The organism is Lutimaribacter marinistellae, assembly GCF_042648365.1.
GTDB classification, from domain to species: Bacteria; Pseudomonadota; Alphaproteobacteria; order Rhodobacterales; family Rhodobacteraceae; genus Lutimaribacter_A; species Lutimaribacter_A marinistellae.
In genome coordinates, this window is the sequence record NZ_JBHRXI010000025.1 from 95192 (window position 1) to 110751 (window position 15560).

The window sequence follows — 15560 nt, forward strand, 5'->3', positions numbered from 1 at the left end:
GCCGGTTCTCTTGAAGGAGCGACGAGATGTACAATTTTGAATTCGAGAAACCCACGACAATTGCGGAGGCGGTTGCGGCACTTGGCGGTGACGAAGCGCAGGCGTTGGGTGGCGGTCAGACGCTGATACCGACGATGAAACAGCGCCTGGCCATGCCCGAAAAGCTGGTCAGCCTCGGCGGCATCGCCGAGATGCGCGGTGTCTGCGTGAATGACGATGGTGCCGTTTCCGTTGGCGGAGCAACACCGCATTCGGTGGTTGCCCGCGAAGCCGCATCGCATTATCCGGCTTTGGCTGCGCTGGCGGGCCAGATCGGTGATCCGGCGGTACGAAATCGAGGGACGGTTGGTGGGTCTCTGGCCAATAACGACCCGTCAGCCTGCTATCCGGCGGCGGCCCTTGGTTCCGGAGCGACCATCGTGACGAACACCCGCGAAATTGCGGCCGATGACTATTTCCAGGGCATGTTTGCCACTGCGCTGGAGGATGGCGAGATCATCACCGAGGTTCGGTTCCCCGTGCCTGAGGCGGCAAATTACCAGAAATTCGTGCAACCCGCGTCGCGCTTCGCGCTGGTGGGTGTGTTCGTGGCGAAGTATTCCGATGGCGTTCGGGTCGCGGTCACCGGCGCTTCGGAAGAGGGCGTTTTCCGGTGGAGCGCTGCTGAAGAGGCGCTGACCGGTAACTTCAGTGCCGAAGCAATCGAGGGCCTGTCTGTTGAGGCCGACGGCATGATCGGCGATCTTCACGGGTCGAAGGCCTATCGCGCTCACCTCGTTGGCGTAATGACTGCGCGAGCCGTGACGGCGGCCGCGGGGTAGGCGTTTACCGGGTAATGGCCTCTTCGGGTTCCGTCGTGATGCGGAGCCCGCCTTCGCCAGCATTGCTGCGTTCGGCATAGGCGAAGGGATAGGCGGCAAGGATGAGCAGGGCGAGAATCGCTGCGCGCATGATTGATCCCCTTGTTCCATTTTTCCGTCTTTGCTGTCTGAACGCCGCACCGCGGCCAATCGTTCCGCTTGGGTTTGACCCGAATCAAGGAGATGCGCCGTCATCCGCGCGAAACTCGGTTCAATTCACGTCAGTAGGAGAGACACATGACCAAGGACGATAAGACCGCAGACCCGACCAAGGCGATGACCGACATGATGGCCCAAATGCAGAAAATGGGGACCGATGCGATGGCTGCCATGGGAGGCGACTGGGCGGAACGGATGAGCAAGGTTGGAACCGAGGTGATGAGTTTCGCCGCCGATCGCATGAAACAGGACATGGAGTTCCAGCAGAAACTGCTGCAATGCCGCGATATGCAGGAGCTTCAGCAGGTGCAGAGCCGATTCTGGCAAGAAGCGATCGAGCAATATCGCGGCGAGATGGAGCGCCTTGCCGAAATGGGCGGCGGCATGTGGTCCATGCCGGGGCAGAAACCGGGCTCGAAAGACTAGGCGGGTTTGCGCGCGACCAGATCGATCAGCGCGGACATTCCGGAATGTCCGCGACCTTCCTGCACTTCGCGGTCATAGCCACGACAGGTCAGGACCTCCCACGTACTAAATGCGTCGCGAAGCAATCCCTCGGTATACATGTTCTCAGCATAGGGCGGCCCACCGGTGCCATAGTCGAGCTGCTCGGGCCTGTAGCCATGAAGAAGAACAAGCCCGCCGGGACGCGTTGCCTGTTTCATGCCGGCGAACTGGATTTCGCGGTCTTTCGGGCCGACGAACTGAATGAAAATTCCGACCACAAGGTCAAAGGCGTTTTGTTCCCACTCGCGGGTCAGAATATCCTCTTGCCGGAAATCCACGTCAACGCCGGCCTCGGTGGCCAGTGCGCGCGCTCTGTCAACGGCACTGGGTGCGAACTCGATCGCTGTAACCTCCAGGCCCTTTTGGGCCATGAAGACGGAGTTGCGCCCTTCGCCGTCGGCCACGGACAGCGCGCTCAGGCCGGGCTCCAGCAGGTTCTCGTGGTCGCGAAGAAACAACGCCGGTTCCTTGCCGAAAAGGTATCCTGCTGAGGACCTGTAACGCTCTTCCCACATCTCGCTCTCCTTCGGATTTCGGCGGCAGAATGAAAAACACCTCCGGGCTGGTCAACCCGGAGGTGTCGAAACACCTATGTTTCGACGGCCTATTTCTGCGGAAGCGGTCCGATCATCATGACCATCTGGCGGCCTTCCATCTTGGGCATGTTCTCGACCTTGCCCAGTTCTTTCACGTCCTCGGCGACCCGCTCAAGAAGATCGCGCCCGAGGTTCTGGTGAGCCATCTCGCGGCCGCGAAAGCGCAGGGTGACCTTCACCTTGTCGCCTTTTTCAAGAAACTTCACGACGTTTTTCATCTTCACGTCGTAGTCATGAGTGTCGGTATTCGGCCGGAACTTGACCTCCTTCACCTCGATGATCTTCTGTTTCTTGCGTGCTTCGCTTTCGCGTTTCTGCTGTTCGTACTTGTACTTGCCGAAATCCATGATCTTGCAGACCGGAGGATTGGCGTTCGGTGAAATCTCGACCAGATCCAGGCCGGCTTCCTCTGCCAGCTGCATGGCCTTTGCCGGGTGAACGACGCCCACGTTTTCACCTTCGGCGCCGATCAGGCGGATTTCGGGGGCGCGGATCTTTTCGTTGACGCGCGGGCCAGTGTCACGGGTTGGCGGCGCGTTGTGCGGTTTGCGGGCTATGAGTTTCTTCCTTTGATTGCTTCAAAAAGTCAGTTTCAGAATTTAAACTGGCGGCAAGGCCGTTTCAAGCAGGATACGGGCCTACGCGCAGCGAAAGCCCTGAAAATGCGGCCTTAGTGCCGCATCGGCGGGCCGGTCGGATCGACGATGCGACCCTTTTGCCCCGCTATGCCACCTGTCAGCCGACGAAAGCCTTTTCGACCACGAATTCTGCAGGCTCCGAGTTCGCGCCCTCGCGCAGGCCGAACTCTTCGAGAATCGCCTTGATGTCGTGATTGAATGCTAGGCTGCCACAGACCATCGCGCGATCGGTTTCCGGCGTGATCCCGCCGTCGATGCCGAGGTCACGAAACGCCGTTCCGTCCTCCAGCAGGGTGGTGATGCGTCCCATCTTGGGGCTCTGCTCGCGGGTTGTCGTGGGGTAATACCGGATCTTGTCGGCAAAGCCCTCACCGATCAATTCGGCAAGCATCTCATCCTTGCGGATCAGGTCGATCAACTGGCGGCCATATTCCAACTCGGCCACTTCGCGGCAGGTATGGGTAACGATCACCTCGTCGTAATCCTCATAGGTTTGCGGCTCCCGCAGCAGCGACGCGAATGGCGCAAACCCTGTACCGGTGGCGAACAGCCACAATCGCTTGCCAGGAAGCAGGGCGTCATGAACTAATGTGCCCACCGGCTTGGGCCGCAGGATGATCTGGTCGCCCGGTTGGATATGCTGCAACCTTGAGGTCAGCGGACCGTCTTGCACCTTGATCGAGTAGAATTCCAACTCGTCGTCCCAGGCGGGCGATGCGATCGAGTAGGCGCGCAGGAGCGGTTTGCCGTTGTCGCCCAGCAGGCCGATCATCACGAACTCTCCCGACCGAAACCGCAGGGTTTGTGGGCGGGTCACCCGAAAGGAGAACAGCCGGTCGGTCCAGTGTTTCACTTCGGTCACGGTCTGGGCGTCGGGCAGGGTGGCGGCTTTGACGGCGGTCGCTTCGGTCACGGGGGTCATCTCTGTCATGGTCACACTACCGGTTGCGTAAACCGGTACCTCGGATTGATCTTTGATATAGGTCAGGAAAGGGGGTGTTGTCTCCCCCTTTTTGTTTGCAGGCGAACGAATACGCGGCGTCAGCCGCGCAGGCGCGACTGATAGTTGTGGCTCTGCCAGTCGGCGCGCGCCAGCCATTGCGGTTCGGGCTGCCGGGCGGCGAGAGCTTCGTCGATCTCGACCTCGTCGAAACCGGACCGGCGGGCCATCGCGTACTGGTCGGCCAAAACATGGCCGGCAGCGCGCAGTCGGCCGGTGTAACCCTTGCGGCGCAGTGTGCGGGCGATGGTGAACCCTCGCCCATCCGCAAAGGACGGAAAGGCGATACGAACCAGTTTCACGCCGCTCAACCGGTCGATCACTGCATCGGGGTCCGTATCGGATGGCAAGTCGAGGGCGCTCACGTTGTCTGTGCCGTCATCCAGCGCGGCAAAGCCATGCGGCCAGTCTTCGCCGGCGAAGCCGGTGTCTCTCACGATGATGGTCATGTCATTTCTCCGCTGCGGACCATCTTGCCGTCGACAAGATGGATACCGCATTCTTCCTTTGCTTCATTGCGCCAGCGTCCTGCACGGGGGTCTTCGCCCGGTTTCACCGGCGATGTGCAGGGGGCGCAGCCGATGGAGGGGTAACCCTTGGCGACCAGCGGGTGTCGCGGCAGCCGGTTCTCTTCCATGTAGGCGCGAACGTCCTCGGGGGCCCAGTGGGCAAGCGGGTTGACCTTGATTCTACCGGTTCCCTCTTCGACTTCGAAGAATTCCAGCGCGGCGCGCGTGCCCGACTGGAACCGCTTGCGCCCCGTGATCCAGCCGTCGTACCCGTCGAGCGCGCGATTCAGCGGAGCCGTCTTGCGCAGGTTGCAGCACGCATCGGTCGAGCGCAGGCGCAGGGCACCATAGGGATCCTCCCGGGCAATCTCATCATCCTCGGCGCGGATGATGTGCAGGTTCTTCAACCCCAGTCTTTCGCTGATTTCCTGTTGATAAACAAGGGTTTCCGCGAAAAGCATCTGGGTATCGACGAACAGCACCGGCGTCGCGCGGTCGGCCACCGCCACCATGTGGAGCAGTACAACCGATTCCGCCCCGAAGCTGGACACGAGCGCAACGTGGCCCGCGTCCGACAAGGCACCGCGGAGCACGTCGGTTGCGCTATGATTCCGGTAGCGCGCATTGAGGCCCTCGACTCGACGATGAAGGTCGTCGAACGGTTCAGCGTCACGCGGCATCGGCGCGTTCCTCCTCGTAAAGTGCTGATTTGAAAGGGTTCATGCCTACGCGCCGATAGGTTTCCAGAAACGTCTCGGCGGGCCCTTCGCGCAGGTCGAGATAGGCATAGACCAGCCGTTCGATGGCCGGGACGATCTGGTCATAGGCGAACCCCGGACCGGTGCGCTCGCCCAGGCTTGCGGTTTCGGTGCCGTCACCGCCGAGGGTGATCTGGTAGTTCTCGACCCCGGCGCGATCGAGGCCGAGGATGCCGATATGACCCACATGATGATGCCCGCAGGCGTTGATGCAGCCCGAGATCTTGATCTTGAGATGGCCGATATCGTGCTCGAGTTTCAACTCTTCGAACCGGGTTGCGATCTGCTGGGCGACCGGGATCGAGCGTGCCGTCGCAAGCGCACAGTAATCCATGCCCGGGCAGGCGATGATATCGGAAATAAGTCCTATATTAGCAGTGCTTAGGCCGTGTTCCTTAAGTTCCCGGTAGATCGTGGGCAGATGTGCGCGCGGGACGTGGGGCAGGATAACGTTCTGCTCGTGGCTGATGCGCAACTCGTCATAGGCATAGGTTTCGGCCAATTCGGCCATCACGCGCATCTGTTCAGCCGTTGCGTCGCCCGGCGTTGCCCCGTGCGCCTTGAGAGAAATCGTAACGATGGCATGATCGTCACGCTTGTGGGGGGTGACATTCGTATCCACCCAGGATCGGAACAAATTGTCCGTTTTGTACATGCTCTCAAAGCCGTTTTGTCCGTTTTGTACAAAACGCGGTGGGGCGAATTGTGCCCGGATCTCCTCCAACAGTGCCATGTCGGCACCGGTGAACTCGGGCCGGATTTCGGCAAAGCGTGCCTCGACCCGGTCGCGGATCTCGTCAATGCCCAGCTCGTGAACGGTGATCTTGATCCGCGCCTTGTACTTGTTGTCGCGGCGGCCGATCTGGTTCCAGACGCTGACCGTTGCCTCGAGATAGGGCAGCAGGTCGGAGAGCGCGACGAAGGGCGAGAGCTCCTTGCCCAGCATCGGGGTCCGGCCGAGGCCGCCACCGACAAGGACGCGCGCGCCGATCTCGCCGTTGCGGTCGACCAGTTGCAGGCCGATGTCATGCGCCTTGATCACGGCGCGGTCATTGTCGGACCCGGTGATGGCGATTTTGAACTTGCGCGGCATGAACTGGAACTCGGGGTGGTCGGTGGACCATTGCCGGATCAGCTCGGCCACGGGGCGGGGGTCGGCCACCTCGTCGGCGGCGGCACCGGCGAAATGGTCGGCGGTCACGTTGCGGATTGTGTTGCCGCTGGTCTGGATCGCGTGCAGGCCGACCTCGGCCAAAGCGTCCAGCATGTCGGGCACGTCGCGCAGTTTCGGCCAGTTGTACTGGATGTTCTGGCGGGTGGTGAAATGGCCGTAACCCTTGTCCCACTTCTCGGCCAGCAGGGCGAGCTGGCGCATTTGCGCGCCGTTGAGCGTGCCGTAGGGGATTGCCACCCGCAGCATGTAGGCGTGCAGTTGCAGGTAGAGGCCGTTCATCAGGCGCAGCGGCTTGAACTCGTCTTCGGTCAGCGACCCGTCGATGCGGCGTTCAACCTGTGCGCGGAACTGGGCGTTGCGTTCGGCCAGAAAGGCCGTGTCGAATTCGGAGTAGCGGTACATGGTGCTGTCCTTTCTTTTTGCAGCCCCGGGCGGGGCGGTCGGGGGGAGACAGGGGCCTCAGGCCCGGGGCTGCGGGGAGGTTTCCTGTTTGCCGTGGGGGTAGTTGGACGGCCCCCTGCGGCGGAAATCCTCCCGGAAATGGGTCGGTTCGGGGCCGTTTTGACCGGCCTGCATGTCGGCGAGGTAGACGCCGACGACGCGGTCGGCCTGTGCCTGTCCGTCGAGCAGGCGGATCTGAGCGTGGGCCTCGTCCTCGATCAGTTCGGCTTCGTCGAGTCGCGGCGACCAGCGGTCATCGGCGGTGAGGTAGACAACGTCGCCTTCGAGCAGGTGATTGGCGGTGACAACTTTGGGGGTGAATGCGCGGGGCATCAGGCGAACTCCTGTTCGAGGCCAGGTTCAAGGCCATGTTCGAGATCGGGCAGGGCCAACACCGCGGCGCGCGGGGCTAGACCCAGGAAGGTGAGAGCCGGGCCATCGAGCCGGGCCGCAGCCAGGTCGGCGGACAGACGGTCGAGCGTGGTGGCCAGGATGCGCTGGTCGGGGCGAGAGGCGTTTTCGACCAGCGTTACGGGGGTGGAGCGGGCCGCGCCGTGCATCAGCAGGCGACCCTGCACGAAGCGGGCGGATTTCTTGCCCATGTAGATCGCCGCAACCTCGCCCGGACGGGCCAGCGCCGTCCAGTCGTGATCGGCGAAGCCTTTCATGTCGTGGCCGGTCAGGAACCGGACCGAGGCGTTTCGGCCGCGGCGCGTCAGGCTTTGCCCGATGGCAGCGACGGCGGCAGAGGCGGCGGTGATGCCGGGCACGATCCGCCACGGGATATGGGCGGCATCGCAGGCCTCGATCTCTTCGTCGAGGCGGCCAAAGACGGTGGGATCGCCGGATTTAAGGCGGACCACGCGGGCACCGGTGCGGGCTTGCGCAACGATGAGTGCGTCGATATCGGATTGCTTCCAGGAGGGGCCGAAGCCTGCCTTGCCCACGTCGATGAGCGTGGACGACCGCGCGGCAAGCGCAAGGATGTCCGGGCCGATGAGGCGGTCATGCAGGATGACCTCGGCGGCCTCGATCGCGCGCAGGGCCTGCACGGTCAGCAGGTCGGGGTCACCCGGTCCGGCGCCCACGAAGTCGACATGTCCCGTCTGGAGCTGCGCTGCCATGATCTGTCTCGCTCTCTCGTTCCCGTGTTTGACTTGAGGTGGAACATAGGAAATATTCCCGGTATTGCGCCATACGGGGCGGGAAATAAGGACATTCGTTTCGCCGTGACGGCGAGAGCAGGGTCACGTTCCGCCGGAAAGGATAATTGAAGAATGACGGTACGCATGGACGAGATGGACCGGAAAATCCTGATCGAGCTGCAACGCGACGCAAGCCAGTCGCTGGACGAAATCGCAGGCCGCGTGGGCAGTTCCAAGACGCCGGTATGGAATCGGATCCGCAAGCTGAAGAGCGCGGGCGTGATCGGGCAGCAGACCGTTTTGCTGGATGCCGAGGCGCTGGGGTTCGAGGCGACCTTCTTTGTGTTGATCCGTACCTCGGAGCACGAGGCCGACTGGCAGGCGGCGTTTCTCAAGGCACTGCAGGAGCGCCCCGAGGTGCAGGAGGCGCATCGGCTGGCCGGCGATATCGACTATATCCTGAAGGTGCGGGTCAAGAACGCCCGCGCCTATGATGCGTTTTACCAGGCGTTGATCTCGGAGGTGCGGGTGTACAACGTCACCGCGCTTCTTTCGATGGAAGAGATCAAGTCGACCACGATGCTGCCATTGTGATTGCAGGGCCGCCGGTTCAGTTCAGACGGGCGCGCAGGACGCGGATCATGTTCTGGCCCATGACCTTGCGGATCTGTGTCTCGGTCAGCCCCTTGTCGAGCAGGGCCGAGGTGAGGGCGGCAAGTTCGGACGTGTCGAAGGCGGTCGCGACCGAGCCGTCATAATCGGAGCCAAGCGAGACGTGATCCTCGCCCAGCGTGTCGACGGCTTTGGCGATCATTGTGGCGATGCCCGCGGGCGAGATGTCGCCGCAGGTGACATCGGCCCAGTAGCCCATGCCGACGGTCCCGCCGCTGGCAACGATCCGTTGCATCAGCGCGTCAGGCAGGTTGCGCTTGACCGGGCAGTGGCCATGCAGGCCGGAATGGCTGACCACCAGCGGCATGTCGGTCAAGGCGACCACCTCCTCGGCGACGCGGGGGCTGGAATGGGCGAGGTCGAGAACCATGCCGCGACGCTCGACCTCGGCGACCACGGCGCGGCCGAACTCGGTCAGGCCCTGGTTGCCCTGTCCATGCAGCGAACCGCCCAGGGCGTTGTCGAAGAAATGGTGCAGACCGATCAGGCGATGCCCGGCCTCTTCGAGACGGTCGAGATTGGCGAGGTCGCCTTCGAGCGCGTGGGCGCCCTCGATGCCAAGGATGGCGCCAACGACCTTGGAACCCTCGGCGCGGGCGGTCAGCACGGCCTCTAGATCCTCGCGGCTTTCGATGATCATCAGGTCATCGGGGGCGGCCAGTTCGGCCTCGCGCAGCTTGTCGGCCTGAAAGATCGCGCGTTCGGCAAGGCTGGTCCATGTTCGCATCGGCCAGAGCTGCCCGATGGCCAGCGGCGTGATGTTGTCGAAGGCATCGGCGGAGTTCCGGTCGTAATTCTGTCCCGCGGGGCTTTTGGTGACGGCGGTGAAGACCTGCAGCGCGACGTTGCCCTCTTGCAAGCGGGGTATGTCGACCTGTCCCCGGTCGCCGCGCTGGGTGATGTCGCGTGACCAAAGCAGGCTGTCGGCATGCCAGTCGCCCACGGTAAGGGTCATGTGCAGCTCTTGGGCGGTCTCCGACACCGGGTAGGGCCCGTCGCCCACAACCGCATTGCGGCTTTTCTCGACCTGCGCAGGCAGGAAGCCGAAGAAATAGACCGCGCCCGCCAAGATGCCGAGCAGGATCGTCCGGCCAAGCCATTTTCCGAATGTGCGCATCTGTCCCTCCGTCTTTTGTGCCAAGGGTACAGGTTGCGGACCGCTTGGGAAGGCTGACCCGGCGTCGGGCTTTTGCAATGGCGCACCCGGCTGCCTAGATTGAACCGAAAGGAGCGATGCCATGGCCGGAGGATGGAGCCGCGACGGAGCGGTAAGCGAACAGATCGAAGCCTCGATCAGCGACGAGCTTGCGCGGATGAAGGCGCGGCGCGCGCCCGTGGGCGAAAGCCTGACCCATTGCGCGGAATGCGAAGAGGAAATCCCCGAGGCGCGGCGCGTGGCCCTGCCGGGGGTCAAACTGTGCCTCGACTGCCAGCAGGAGCGCGACGGGGCATTCAAGACCCGTGGCGGCATCAACCGGCGGGGGTCCAAGGACAGCCAGTTGAAGTGAATTTGGTCGCGCGGCGCGAATGCGCGCCGGGATCAGTCCAGAGGTGTCTCGGACAGGTTGGTCTTACGCCGCTTTGGATCGAAACGCCGCCGGCGGCGCAGTTCGGCGGCGATTACGAGAATGCCGAGGGGGATCATCCAGAAGCCGAGGATGGGCAGGAAGCCAAGCGTGCCGCCCGCGATCAGGCCGGCGCCTGTAGTTATGCGCCATGCGGGCGAAATGCGGCGTTCGACCGTGCGCTTGCCGCGCACGGCCTGACGTTTGACCGAAGGCGGCAGGCGGGTCCACCAGCCGCCGTTACCGGTGCGTGTCACTTTTCCATCGCCTCCAACTCGTCGATCATCCCCGAGATCATCGACAGGCCCTTGTCCCAGAACTCGGGGTCCGAGGCATCAAGTCCGAATGGGGCAAGAAGTTCCTTGTGGTGTTTCGAGCCACCCGCCTTGAGCATCTCGAAATACTTCTCTTCGAAACCGTCCTCGCCCTCGGCATAGACCGAGTAGAGCGCGTTCACGAGCCCGTCGCCAAAGGCATAGGCGTAGACGTAGAAGGGTGAGTGAACGAAATGCGGGATATAGGCCCAGAACGTCTCGTACCCGTCCATGAAGTCGAAGGCGGGGCCGAGGCTTTCGCCCTGCACCGACATCCAGATCGCGTTGATCTGGTCGGGTGTCAGTTCACCGCCACGACGCGCCTCGTGCAGCTTGCATTCGAAATCGTAGAAGGCGATCTGGCGGATCACCGTGTTGATCATGTCCTCGACCTTGCCCGCGAGCAGGACCTTGCGTTGCTCCTTGGTCTCGGCCTTGTCGAGCATCTTGCGGAAGGTCAGCATCTCGCCGAAGACGGATGCGGTCTCCGCGAGGGTGAGCGGCGTCGAGGACAGCATCTCGCCCTGTCCGGCGGCAAGCACCTGGTGGACGCCGTGGCCCAGTTCATGCGCCAGCGTCATCACGTCGCGCGGTTTGCCGAGGTAGTTGAGCATCACATAGGGGTGTACTTCGGTCACCGTGGGGTGCGCGAAGGCGCCGGGTGCCTTGCCCGGTTTCACGGCGGCGTCGATCCAGCCCTTCTTGAAGAAGGGTTGCGCAAGATCGCCCATACGGGGATCGAAGGCCTGGTAAGCCTCCATCACGGTTTTCTCGGCCTCGTCCCAGCCGATGGTGCGCGGCTCTTCCAGCGGCAGGGGCGCGTTGCGGTCCCAGACCTGCATCCGGTCGAGGCCGAGCCATTTGCGTTTGAGCTCGTAATAGCGGTGGCTGAGTTTCGGATAGGCGGCGACCACGGCTTCGCGCAGCGCCTCGACCACCTCGGGTTCGACATCGTTCGACAGGTGACGGCCGGTCTGGGCGGTGGGCATGCCGCGCCAGCGGTCGAGGATCTCTTTCTCCTTGGCCTGCGTGTTGTGGACACGGGCGAAGGTCTTGATGTTCTCGCCAAAGACGCGGGCCAGTTCGTGCGAGGCGGCTTCGCGCTTGGAGCGATCCTGTTCGGTGAGAAGGTTGAGGGTGGATTCGATGCCCATCTCTTCGCCGTCGATCTCGAAGGTCAGTCCGGCGATGGTTTCGTCGAAGAGCTTCTCCCACGCGTCGCCGACGGCACCCATGTCGTGCAGGAAGCGCTCCAGCTCATCCGACAGCTGGTAAGGCTTCATCGCGCGGATGCGGCGGAAAACGGGGGCGTAACGGGCGAGTTCGTCATTTTCGGCGAAAAGCGCCTGCAGGCGGTCCTCGTCGATGCGGTTCAACTCGAGCGTGAAGAAGACCAGCGGCGTGGTGTAGACGGTGACCTTTTCCTGAAGATCGGACAGGAACTTGGCCCGTTCGGCATCGGTGGTCTGCTGGTAGTAGCGCAGGCCGGCAAAGGACATGAGCCGCCCGGCAATGGCCGAGATGCGTTCATTGCGCAGCACGCAGTCCAGCAGCCCCTTTGCGTCGAGTTCGGCGAGCTTGCCCTCGTAATCGGCGGCAAAGCTGGCGCAGGCCTCCTCGAGCCAGTCAAGATCACGCTTGAGTTCGGGTGCGTCCGGGGCGGGGTACAGATCGCTCAGGTCCCATTCGGGCAGATCGCCCAGATCCTTTGGGCCGGATCCGGCATTGGCGTCGCGCACGGGGAAGGGAAGGGTGAGCATCGGGAAACCTCTTGTTGTGTCGCACCAGACTTAGGGCGACGGACCCGGCGGCACAAGCGGGGGGTGGGGTTTGTCCGCCGCTTGGTCGGATTGTTCCGGCTCCACATGGCCGCGATGGGCCAGAAGGCGGGCCAGCAGCAGGCAGCCCATGGCCCAGCCCGCGCCGCCCAGCCAGCCGGCGAGAACGTCGGTCGGCCAGTGAACGCCGAGATAGACGCGGCTGATGCCGACGGCGATTGTGACGAGCGTGGCCAGCGTCAGGACATAGAGTTTCTGGCGGCGTTGCGGCAGAGCGCGCGCGATCAGCACGCCGAGCGTCAGATAGGTGACGGCCGCCATCATCGAGTGACCCGAAGGGAAGCTGGCGGTTTCGACGATGGAGCCGTGCGGCACAAGGTCGGGCCGGGCGCGGTCGAAAAGGCTTTTGGCGATGGTCGAGGCGAGAATGCCGGTGCCTGTGGCCGCCAGCAGGAAGAGCGCGGTGCCCCATTCGCGCCGGATCAGAAAGAACCCGGCCGTGCCGAGGATCATCAGCGTCAGCACCACGACTCCGCCGAGGGCTGTCAGATCGCGGCCGATTTCCTCGCGGTAGTGCGGACCGATCGGATCCGACAGGTCGCCGGGCGTGCGCAGCAGGAGCAGCAGATCACGGTCCAGCCTGCGGGTGGCTCCTTCGAGCACCTCGTCGGACAATTCGGCAAAGGCCCAGACCGCAAGCACCACGGCAGCAAAGAAGAGGAGCGATGTGAGTTCGACATTGCGGCGGAGCCATGTGACGGGGGCGGCGGTTCGGACATCCATGCCACGCGAACCCGGAAAGGCGCGGGCCGGTTCCCTTATCCGTAGGCCGCAAGGATCGCCCGCAGATCGTCGAGGCTGTTGGCCTCTTGCACGGGTTTGTCGTGACGCCAGCGCGACATGCGGGGAAAGCGCAGGGCGAGGCCGGACTTGTGGCGCGGGCTTTCATGGATGCCCTCGAAGGCGATCTCGAACACGTGCTCGGGCTTGACCTGCCGGACAGGGCCGAAGCGTTGCAGCGTGTTCTTTCGTACCCAGGCGGTGATCTTTCGGAACTCCTCGTCGGTGAGGCCGGAATAGGCCTTGGTGAAGGGGACGAGATCGTTGCCCTGCCAGACGGCGAAGGTAAAGTCGGTGAACAGGTTGGCGCGGCGGCCCGAACCCTGCTGGGCGTAGATCATAACCGCGTCGATGGTCAGCGGGTCGAGCTTCCACTTCCACCAGTCGCCCTTTTTGCGGCCCGATAGGTAGGGGCTGTCTAGCTTCTTGAGCATCAGACCCTCGGCGCGGGCATCGCGTGCGGAGTTTCGGGTTTTGGCCAATGCGTGCCAGTCGTCGAAGGGCACGGTGGGCGACAGCCGCAGCGGCGCCTCGGGCGGCAGGTCCGTCAGGATACGGGCCAACCGGTCGCGGCGCTGGGCGAAAGGATGATCGCGCAGATCCTCGCCCCGGTCCTCGAGCAGGTCATAGGCGTAGACGATGACCGGTGCGTCCTTGAGCAGCTTTTTCGGCACAGTCTTGCGCCCTATGCGTTTTTGCAGAGCGTTGAATGGCATCGGTGCCTCGGCCTGCCATGCGAGGATCTCGCCGTCGATCACGGTGCCTGCAGGCAGGAAGTCGATGGCACGGGCCAGTTCGGGGAACCGGTCGGTCATCAACTCTTCGCCCCGGGACCAGACGAAATGCTGGCCGTCGCGCAGGATAAGCTGGCCGCGGATCCCATCCCATTTCCACTCGGCATGCCAATCCGTTGGCGGGCCGAGGGTTTCTGGCGCGTCCTCGAGCGGATATGCGAGGTAGAACGGATAGGGGCGCGACGCATCGGCGCTGGCATTCTCGGCCTCGATCAGGCTGTCCCATGTCACGCTGTCGGGCGTCCAGTCGCCCATCAGCCGGTGGGCGAGCTCGGCCTCGTCGCGGTCGGTGGCCTGTGCCAGCGCGCGGGTCATCAGTTTCTGGCTGATGCCGATGCGAAAACCACCGGTGAGCAGTTTGTTGAACAGGAAGCGTTCGGTCGCGTCGAGCTGGTCCCAGGCATCGAGGATACCGGCCTTGCGGTCCTCTTCGGGGCGGGTGCCGAGATCACGAAGGTAGAGGATCCAGCTGGTCAGGCTTTCATCCGTGCTGCGTGTGGCGGGGGGCAGGATCAGGGCGATGGTTTCGGCCAGATCGCCCACGATGGGATAGGCCTCTTCAAAGAGCCAGAGCGGCACGCCTGCCTTTTCGGCGGCCCATTCGCGCAGTTTCGTGGTGGTGATCGCACGACGCGGGCGGCGGCCCGAGAACAGTGCGACGGTCCAGAGCTTGTCCTGGTCCGGGGCCTCGCGGAAGTATTCGGCCAGCGCGGCCACCTTGGTATTGGTCTTGGTGGTTTGGTCGATGCGGGCAAAAAGGCGGGCAAAGCGTTTCATTCGCCCTCTCCGTCATCGCCGGTGAACTCGGTTTCGACGATTCGGGCCTGAAGCCCGCGGTCGTTCAGCCAGCGCGTGAAGATTTCCGTGTAACCATGCGTTACGAATATCTTTTCCGCGCCGGTTTCATCGATGGCCGTGTTCAGCCCGTCCCAGTCGGCATGGTCGGATATGACAAAGCCGCGATCCATCGCCCGTCTGCGCCGGACGCCGCGCAACTGCATCCAGCCGCTGGCGAAGCCGGTGGAAGCCGAGCCGAAACGGCGCGACCATGCCGAGCCGACCGCAGAGGGCGGCGCGAGCAGCAGGGCGTCGGGATGATCCTTGGGGTTGGTGTCGGGCGTGACGGGGATCGTGGCGGGCAGGTCATATCCCTGTTCGTCGCGCAGGATCGCGGTCATCGCTTCGACCGCGCCATGGGTGAGGATGGGGCCGATGTCGGGGTCGAGCAGCGAGAGCAGGCGCTGTGCCTTGCCCAGCGAATAGGCACCCAGAACGGGGCGCTTGCCGGCGGCGAGGCTGTCGCGCCACCATGCGTTCAGCTCGGCCGCAACCTCTTCCTGCGGGCGCCATTGGAACACCGGAAGGCCAAAGGTGCTTTCGGTGATGAAGGCGTGGCAGGACACCGGCTCGAACGCTTCGGCAAGCCCGTCGGGGGTGGTCTTGTAATCGCCCGACACGACCCAGACCTCGCCCGCGACCTCTACCCGGATCTGGGCGGAGCCGGGCACATGTCCTGCAGGATGAAAGGAGACACTGGCATCCCCGAGGGTAAGCGTCCGCCCGTAATGTATTGTTTGGACGTCTATTTCGCCAAGGCGATGCCGCATCGTCGGGGCTGCGCCGGGGGTGCAGAGATAGCGTTGATGCCCCGGGCGGGCGTGGTCGGAATGGCCATGCGTGATAAGCGCGCGATCGACCCGTCGCCACGGGTCGATGTAGAAATCACCGGCGGAGCAATAAAGCCCCCTGTCGGTAAAGCTGATGACGGGATCGCGAACCATGCGGGTCACTCTAGCCCGGTGCCACGGCG

General features: G+C 63.3%; 19 protein-coding genes. 4 read left to right on the top strand and 15 right to left on the bottom strand.

The genetic code is table 11. The features are described from left to right. Positions 1-26: 26 nt before the first annotated feature. Positions 27-821: an FAD binding domain-containing protein gene (locus tag ACFORG_RS19140; protein ID WP_386737152.1), complete on the top strand. Its 795-nt coding sequence runs from the start codon at positions 27-29 to the stop codon at positions 819-821. Between the two features lie 4 nt (positions 822-825). On the opposite strand, the gene ACFORG_RS19145 is transcribed toward ACFORG_RS19140, so the two are convergent. Further along, a complete protein-coding gene (locus tag ACFORG_RS19145) occupies positions 826-951 on the bottom strand; it encodes a hypothetical protein (protein WP_386737153.1) in 126 nt (41 codons plus the stop codon). A gap of 146 nt (positions 952-1097) precedes the next feature. On the opposite strand from ACFORG_RS19145, the gene ACFORG_RS19150 reads away from it, so the two are divergent. After that, positions 1098-1445 (top strand): phasin family protein, encoded by a 348-nt coding sequence (locus tag ACFORG_RS19150; RefSeq protein ID WP_386737154.1) that lies wholly within the window; start codon positions 1098-1100, stop codon positions 1443-1445. Here the strand turns inward: ACFORG_RS19150 and ACFORG_RS19155 are convergent. From ACFORG_RS19155 to cobA, 8 genes are all read right to left on the bottom strand, one after another. Continuing rightward, positions 1442-2041, bottom strand: a complete 600-nt coding sequence (locus tag ACFORG_RS19155) for an SAM-dependent methyltransferase (protein WP_386737155.1) — start codon at positions 2039-2041, stop codon at positions 1442-1444. The two genes, ACFORG_RS19150 and ACFORG_RS19155, sit on opposite strands and share 4 nt — an antisense overlap. 89 nt (positions 2042-2130) lie before the next feature. Then, positions 2131-2679 carry a translation initiation factor IF-3 gene (infC, locus tag ACFORG_RS19160; protein ID WP_386737282.1) on the bottom strand — a complete coding sequence of 183 codons (549 nt, stop codon included), beginning with the start codon at positions 2677-2679 and terminating at the stop codon, positions 2131-2133. A 178-nt stretch (positions 2680-2857) separates the two neighbouring features. After that, the gene (locus ACFORG_RS19165) at positions 2858-3691 is read right to left on the bottom strand and encodes a ferredoxin--NADP reductase (protein WP_386737156.1); all 834 of its coding nucleotides are present in this window, start codon (positions 3689-3691) and stop codon (positions 2858-2860) included. A gap of 110 nt (positions 3692-3801) precedes the next feature. Then, positions 3802-4209, bottom strand: coding sequence for a DUF934 domain-containing protein (locus ACFORG_RS19170; RefSeq protein ID WP_386737157.1), 408 nt, complete (start codon positions 4207-4209; stop codon positions 3802-3804). After that, complete coding sequence (locus tag ACFORG_RS19175; protein WP_386737158.1) at positions 4206-4949, bottom strand: phosphoadenylyl-sulfate reductase; 744 nt, start codon at positions 4947-4949, stop codon at positions 4206-4208. Before ACFORG_RS19175 ends, ACFORG_RS19170 begins: the two co-directional genes overlap by 4 nt. Beyond that, positions 4939-6603, bottom strand: coding sequence for a nitrite/sulfite reductase (locus tag ACFORG_RS19180; protein WP_386737159.1), 1665 nt, complete (start codon positions 6601-6603; stop codon positions 4939-4941). Before ACFORG_RS19180 ends, ACFORG_RS19175 begins: the two co-directional genes overlap by 11 nt. Before the next feature lie 57 nt (positions 6604-6660). Next, positions 6661-6975: a DUF2849 domain-containing protein gene (locus tag ACFORG_RS19185; protein WP_386737160.1), complete on the bottom strand. Its 315-nt coding sequence runs from the start codon at positions 6973-6975 to the stop codon at positions 6661-6663. Beyond that, a complete protein-coding gene (gene cobA, locus ACFORG_RS19190; RefSeq protein ID WP_386737161.1) occupies positions 6975-7766 on the bottom strand; it encodes a uroporphyrinogen-III C-methyltransferase in 792 nt (263 codons plus the stop codon). Before cobA ends, ACFORG_RS19185 begins: the two co-directional genes overlap by 1 nt. A gap of 153 nt (positions 7767-7919) precedes the next feature. Between cobA and ACFORG_RS19195 the strand changes: the two genes are divergently transcribed. Then, the gene (locus ACFORG_RS19195) at positions 7920-8381 is read left to right on the top strand and encodes an Lrp/AsnC family transcriptional regulator (protein WP_386737162.1); all 462 of its coding nucleotides are present in this window, start codon (positions 7920-7922) and stop codon (positions 8379-8381) included. Between the two features lie 16 nt (positions 8382-8397). On the opposite strand, the gene ACFORG_RS19200 is transcribed toward ACFORG_RS19195, so the two are convergent. Next, positions 8398-9576 carry a dipeptidase gene (locus ACFORG_RS19200; RefSeq protein ID WP_386737163.1) on the bottom strand — a complete coding sequence of 393 codons (1179 nt, stop codon included), beginning with the start codon at positions 9574-9576 and terminating at the stop codon, positions 8398-8400. A 121-nt stretch (positions 9577-9697) separates the two neighbouring features. Between ACFORG_RS19200 and ACFORG_RS19205 the strand changes: the two genes are divergently transcribed. Further along, entirely contained in the window at positions 9698-9967 is a 270-nt protein-coding gene (locus ACFORG_RS19205; protein WP_386737164.1) for a DksA/TraR family C4-type zinc finger protein, read from the top strand. A 32-nt stretch (positions 9968-9999) separates the two neighbouring features. Here ACFORG_RS19205 and ACFORG_RS19210 read toward each other — a convergent pair whose 3' ends face one another. Genes ACFORG_RS19210 through ACFORG_RS19230 form a run of 5 tightly spaced genes read right to left on the bottom strand, consistent with a single transcriptional unit; the run spans position 10000 to position 15531 of the window. After that, positions 10000-10281 carry a hypothetical protein gene (locus ACFORG_RS19210; RefSeq protein ID WP_386737165.1) on the bottom strand — a complete coding sequence of 94 codons (282 nt, stop codon included), beginning with the start codon at positions 10279-10281 and terminating at the stop codon, positions 10000-10002. Beyond that, on the bottom strand, positions 10278-12098 hold the full coding sequence (locus ACFORG_RS19215; RefSeq protein WP_386737166.1) for a M3 family oligoendopeptidase: 1821 nt from the start codon (positions 12096-12098) through the stop codon (positions 10278-10280). The genes ACFORG_RS19210 and ACFORG_RS19215 overlap by 4 nt, the downstream gene beginning before the upstream one ends. Positions 12099-12128: 30 nt before the next feature. Continuing rightward, positions 12129-12899: a phosphatase PAP2 family protein gene (locus ACFORG_RS19220; RefSeq protein WP_386737167.1), complete on the bottom strand. Its 771-nt coding sequence runs from the start codon at positions 12897-12899 to the stop codon at positions 12129-12131. A gap of 35 nt (positions 12900-12934) precedes the next feature. Continuing rightward, the gene (locus ACFORG_RS19225; RefSeq protein WP_386737168.1) at positions 12935-14527 is read right to left on the bottom strand and encodes an ATP-dependent DNA ligase; all 1593 of its coding nucleotides are present in this window, start codon (positions 14525-14527) and stop codon (positions 12935-12937) included. Next, a complete protein-coding gene (locus ACFORG_RS19230; RefSeq protein ID WP_386737169.1) occupies positions 14524-15531 on the bottom strand; it encodes a ligase-associated DNA damage response exonuclease in 1008 nt (335 codons plus the stop codon). Before ACFORG_RS19230 ends, ACFORG_RS19225 begins: the two co-directional genes overlap by 4 nt. Between the last annotated feature and the right edge of the window lie 29 nt (positions 15532-15560).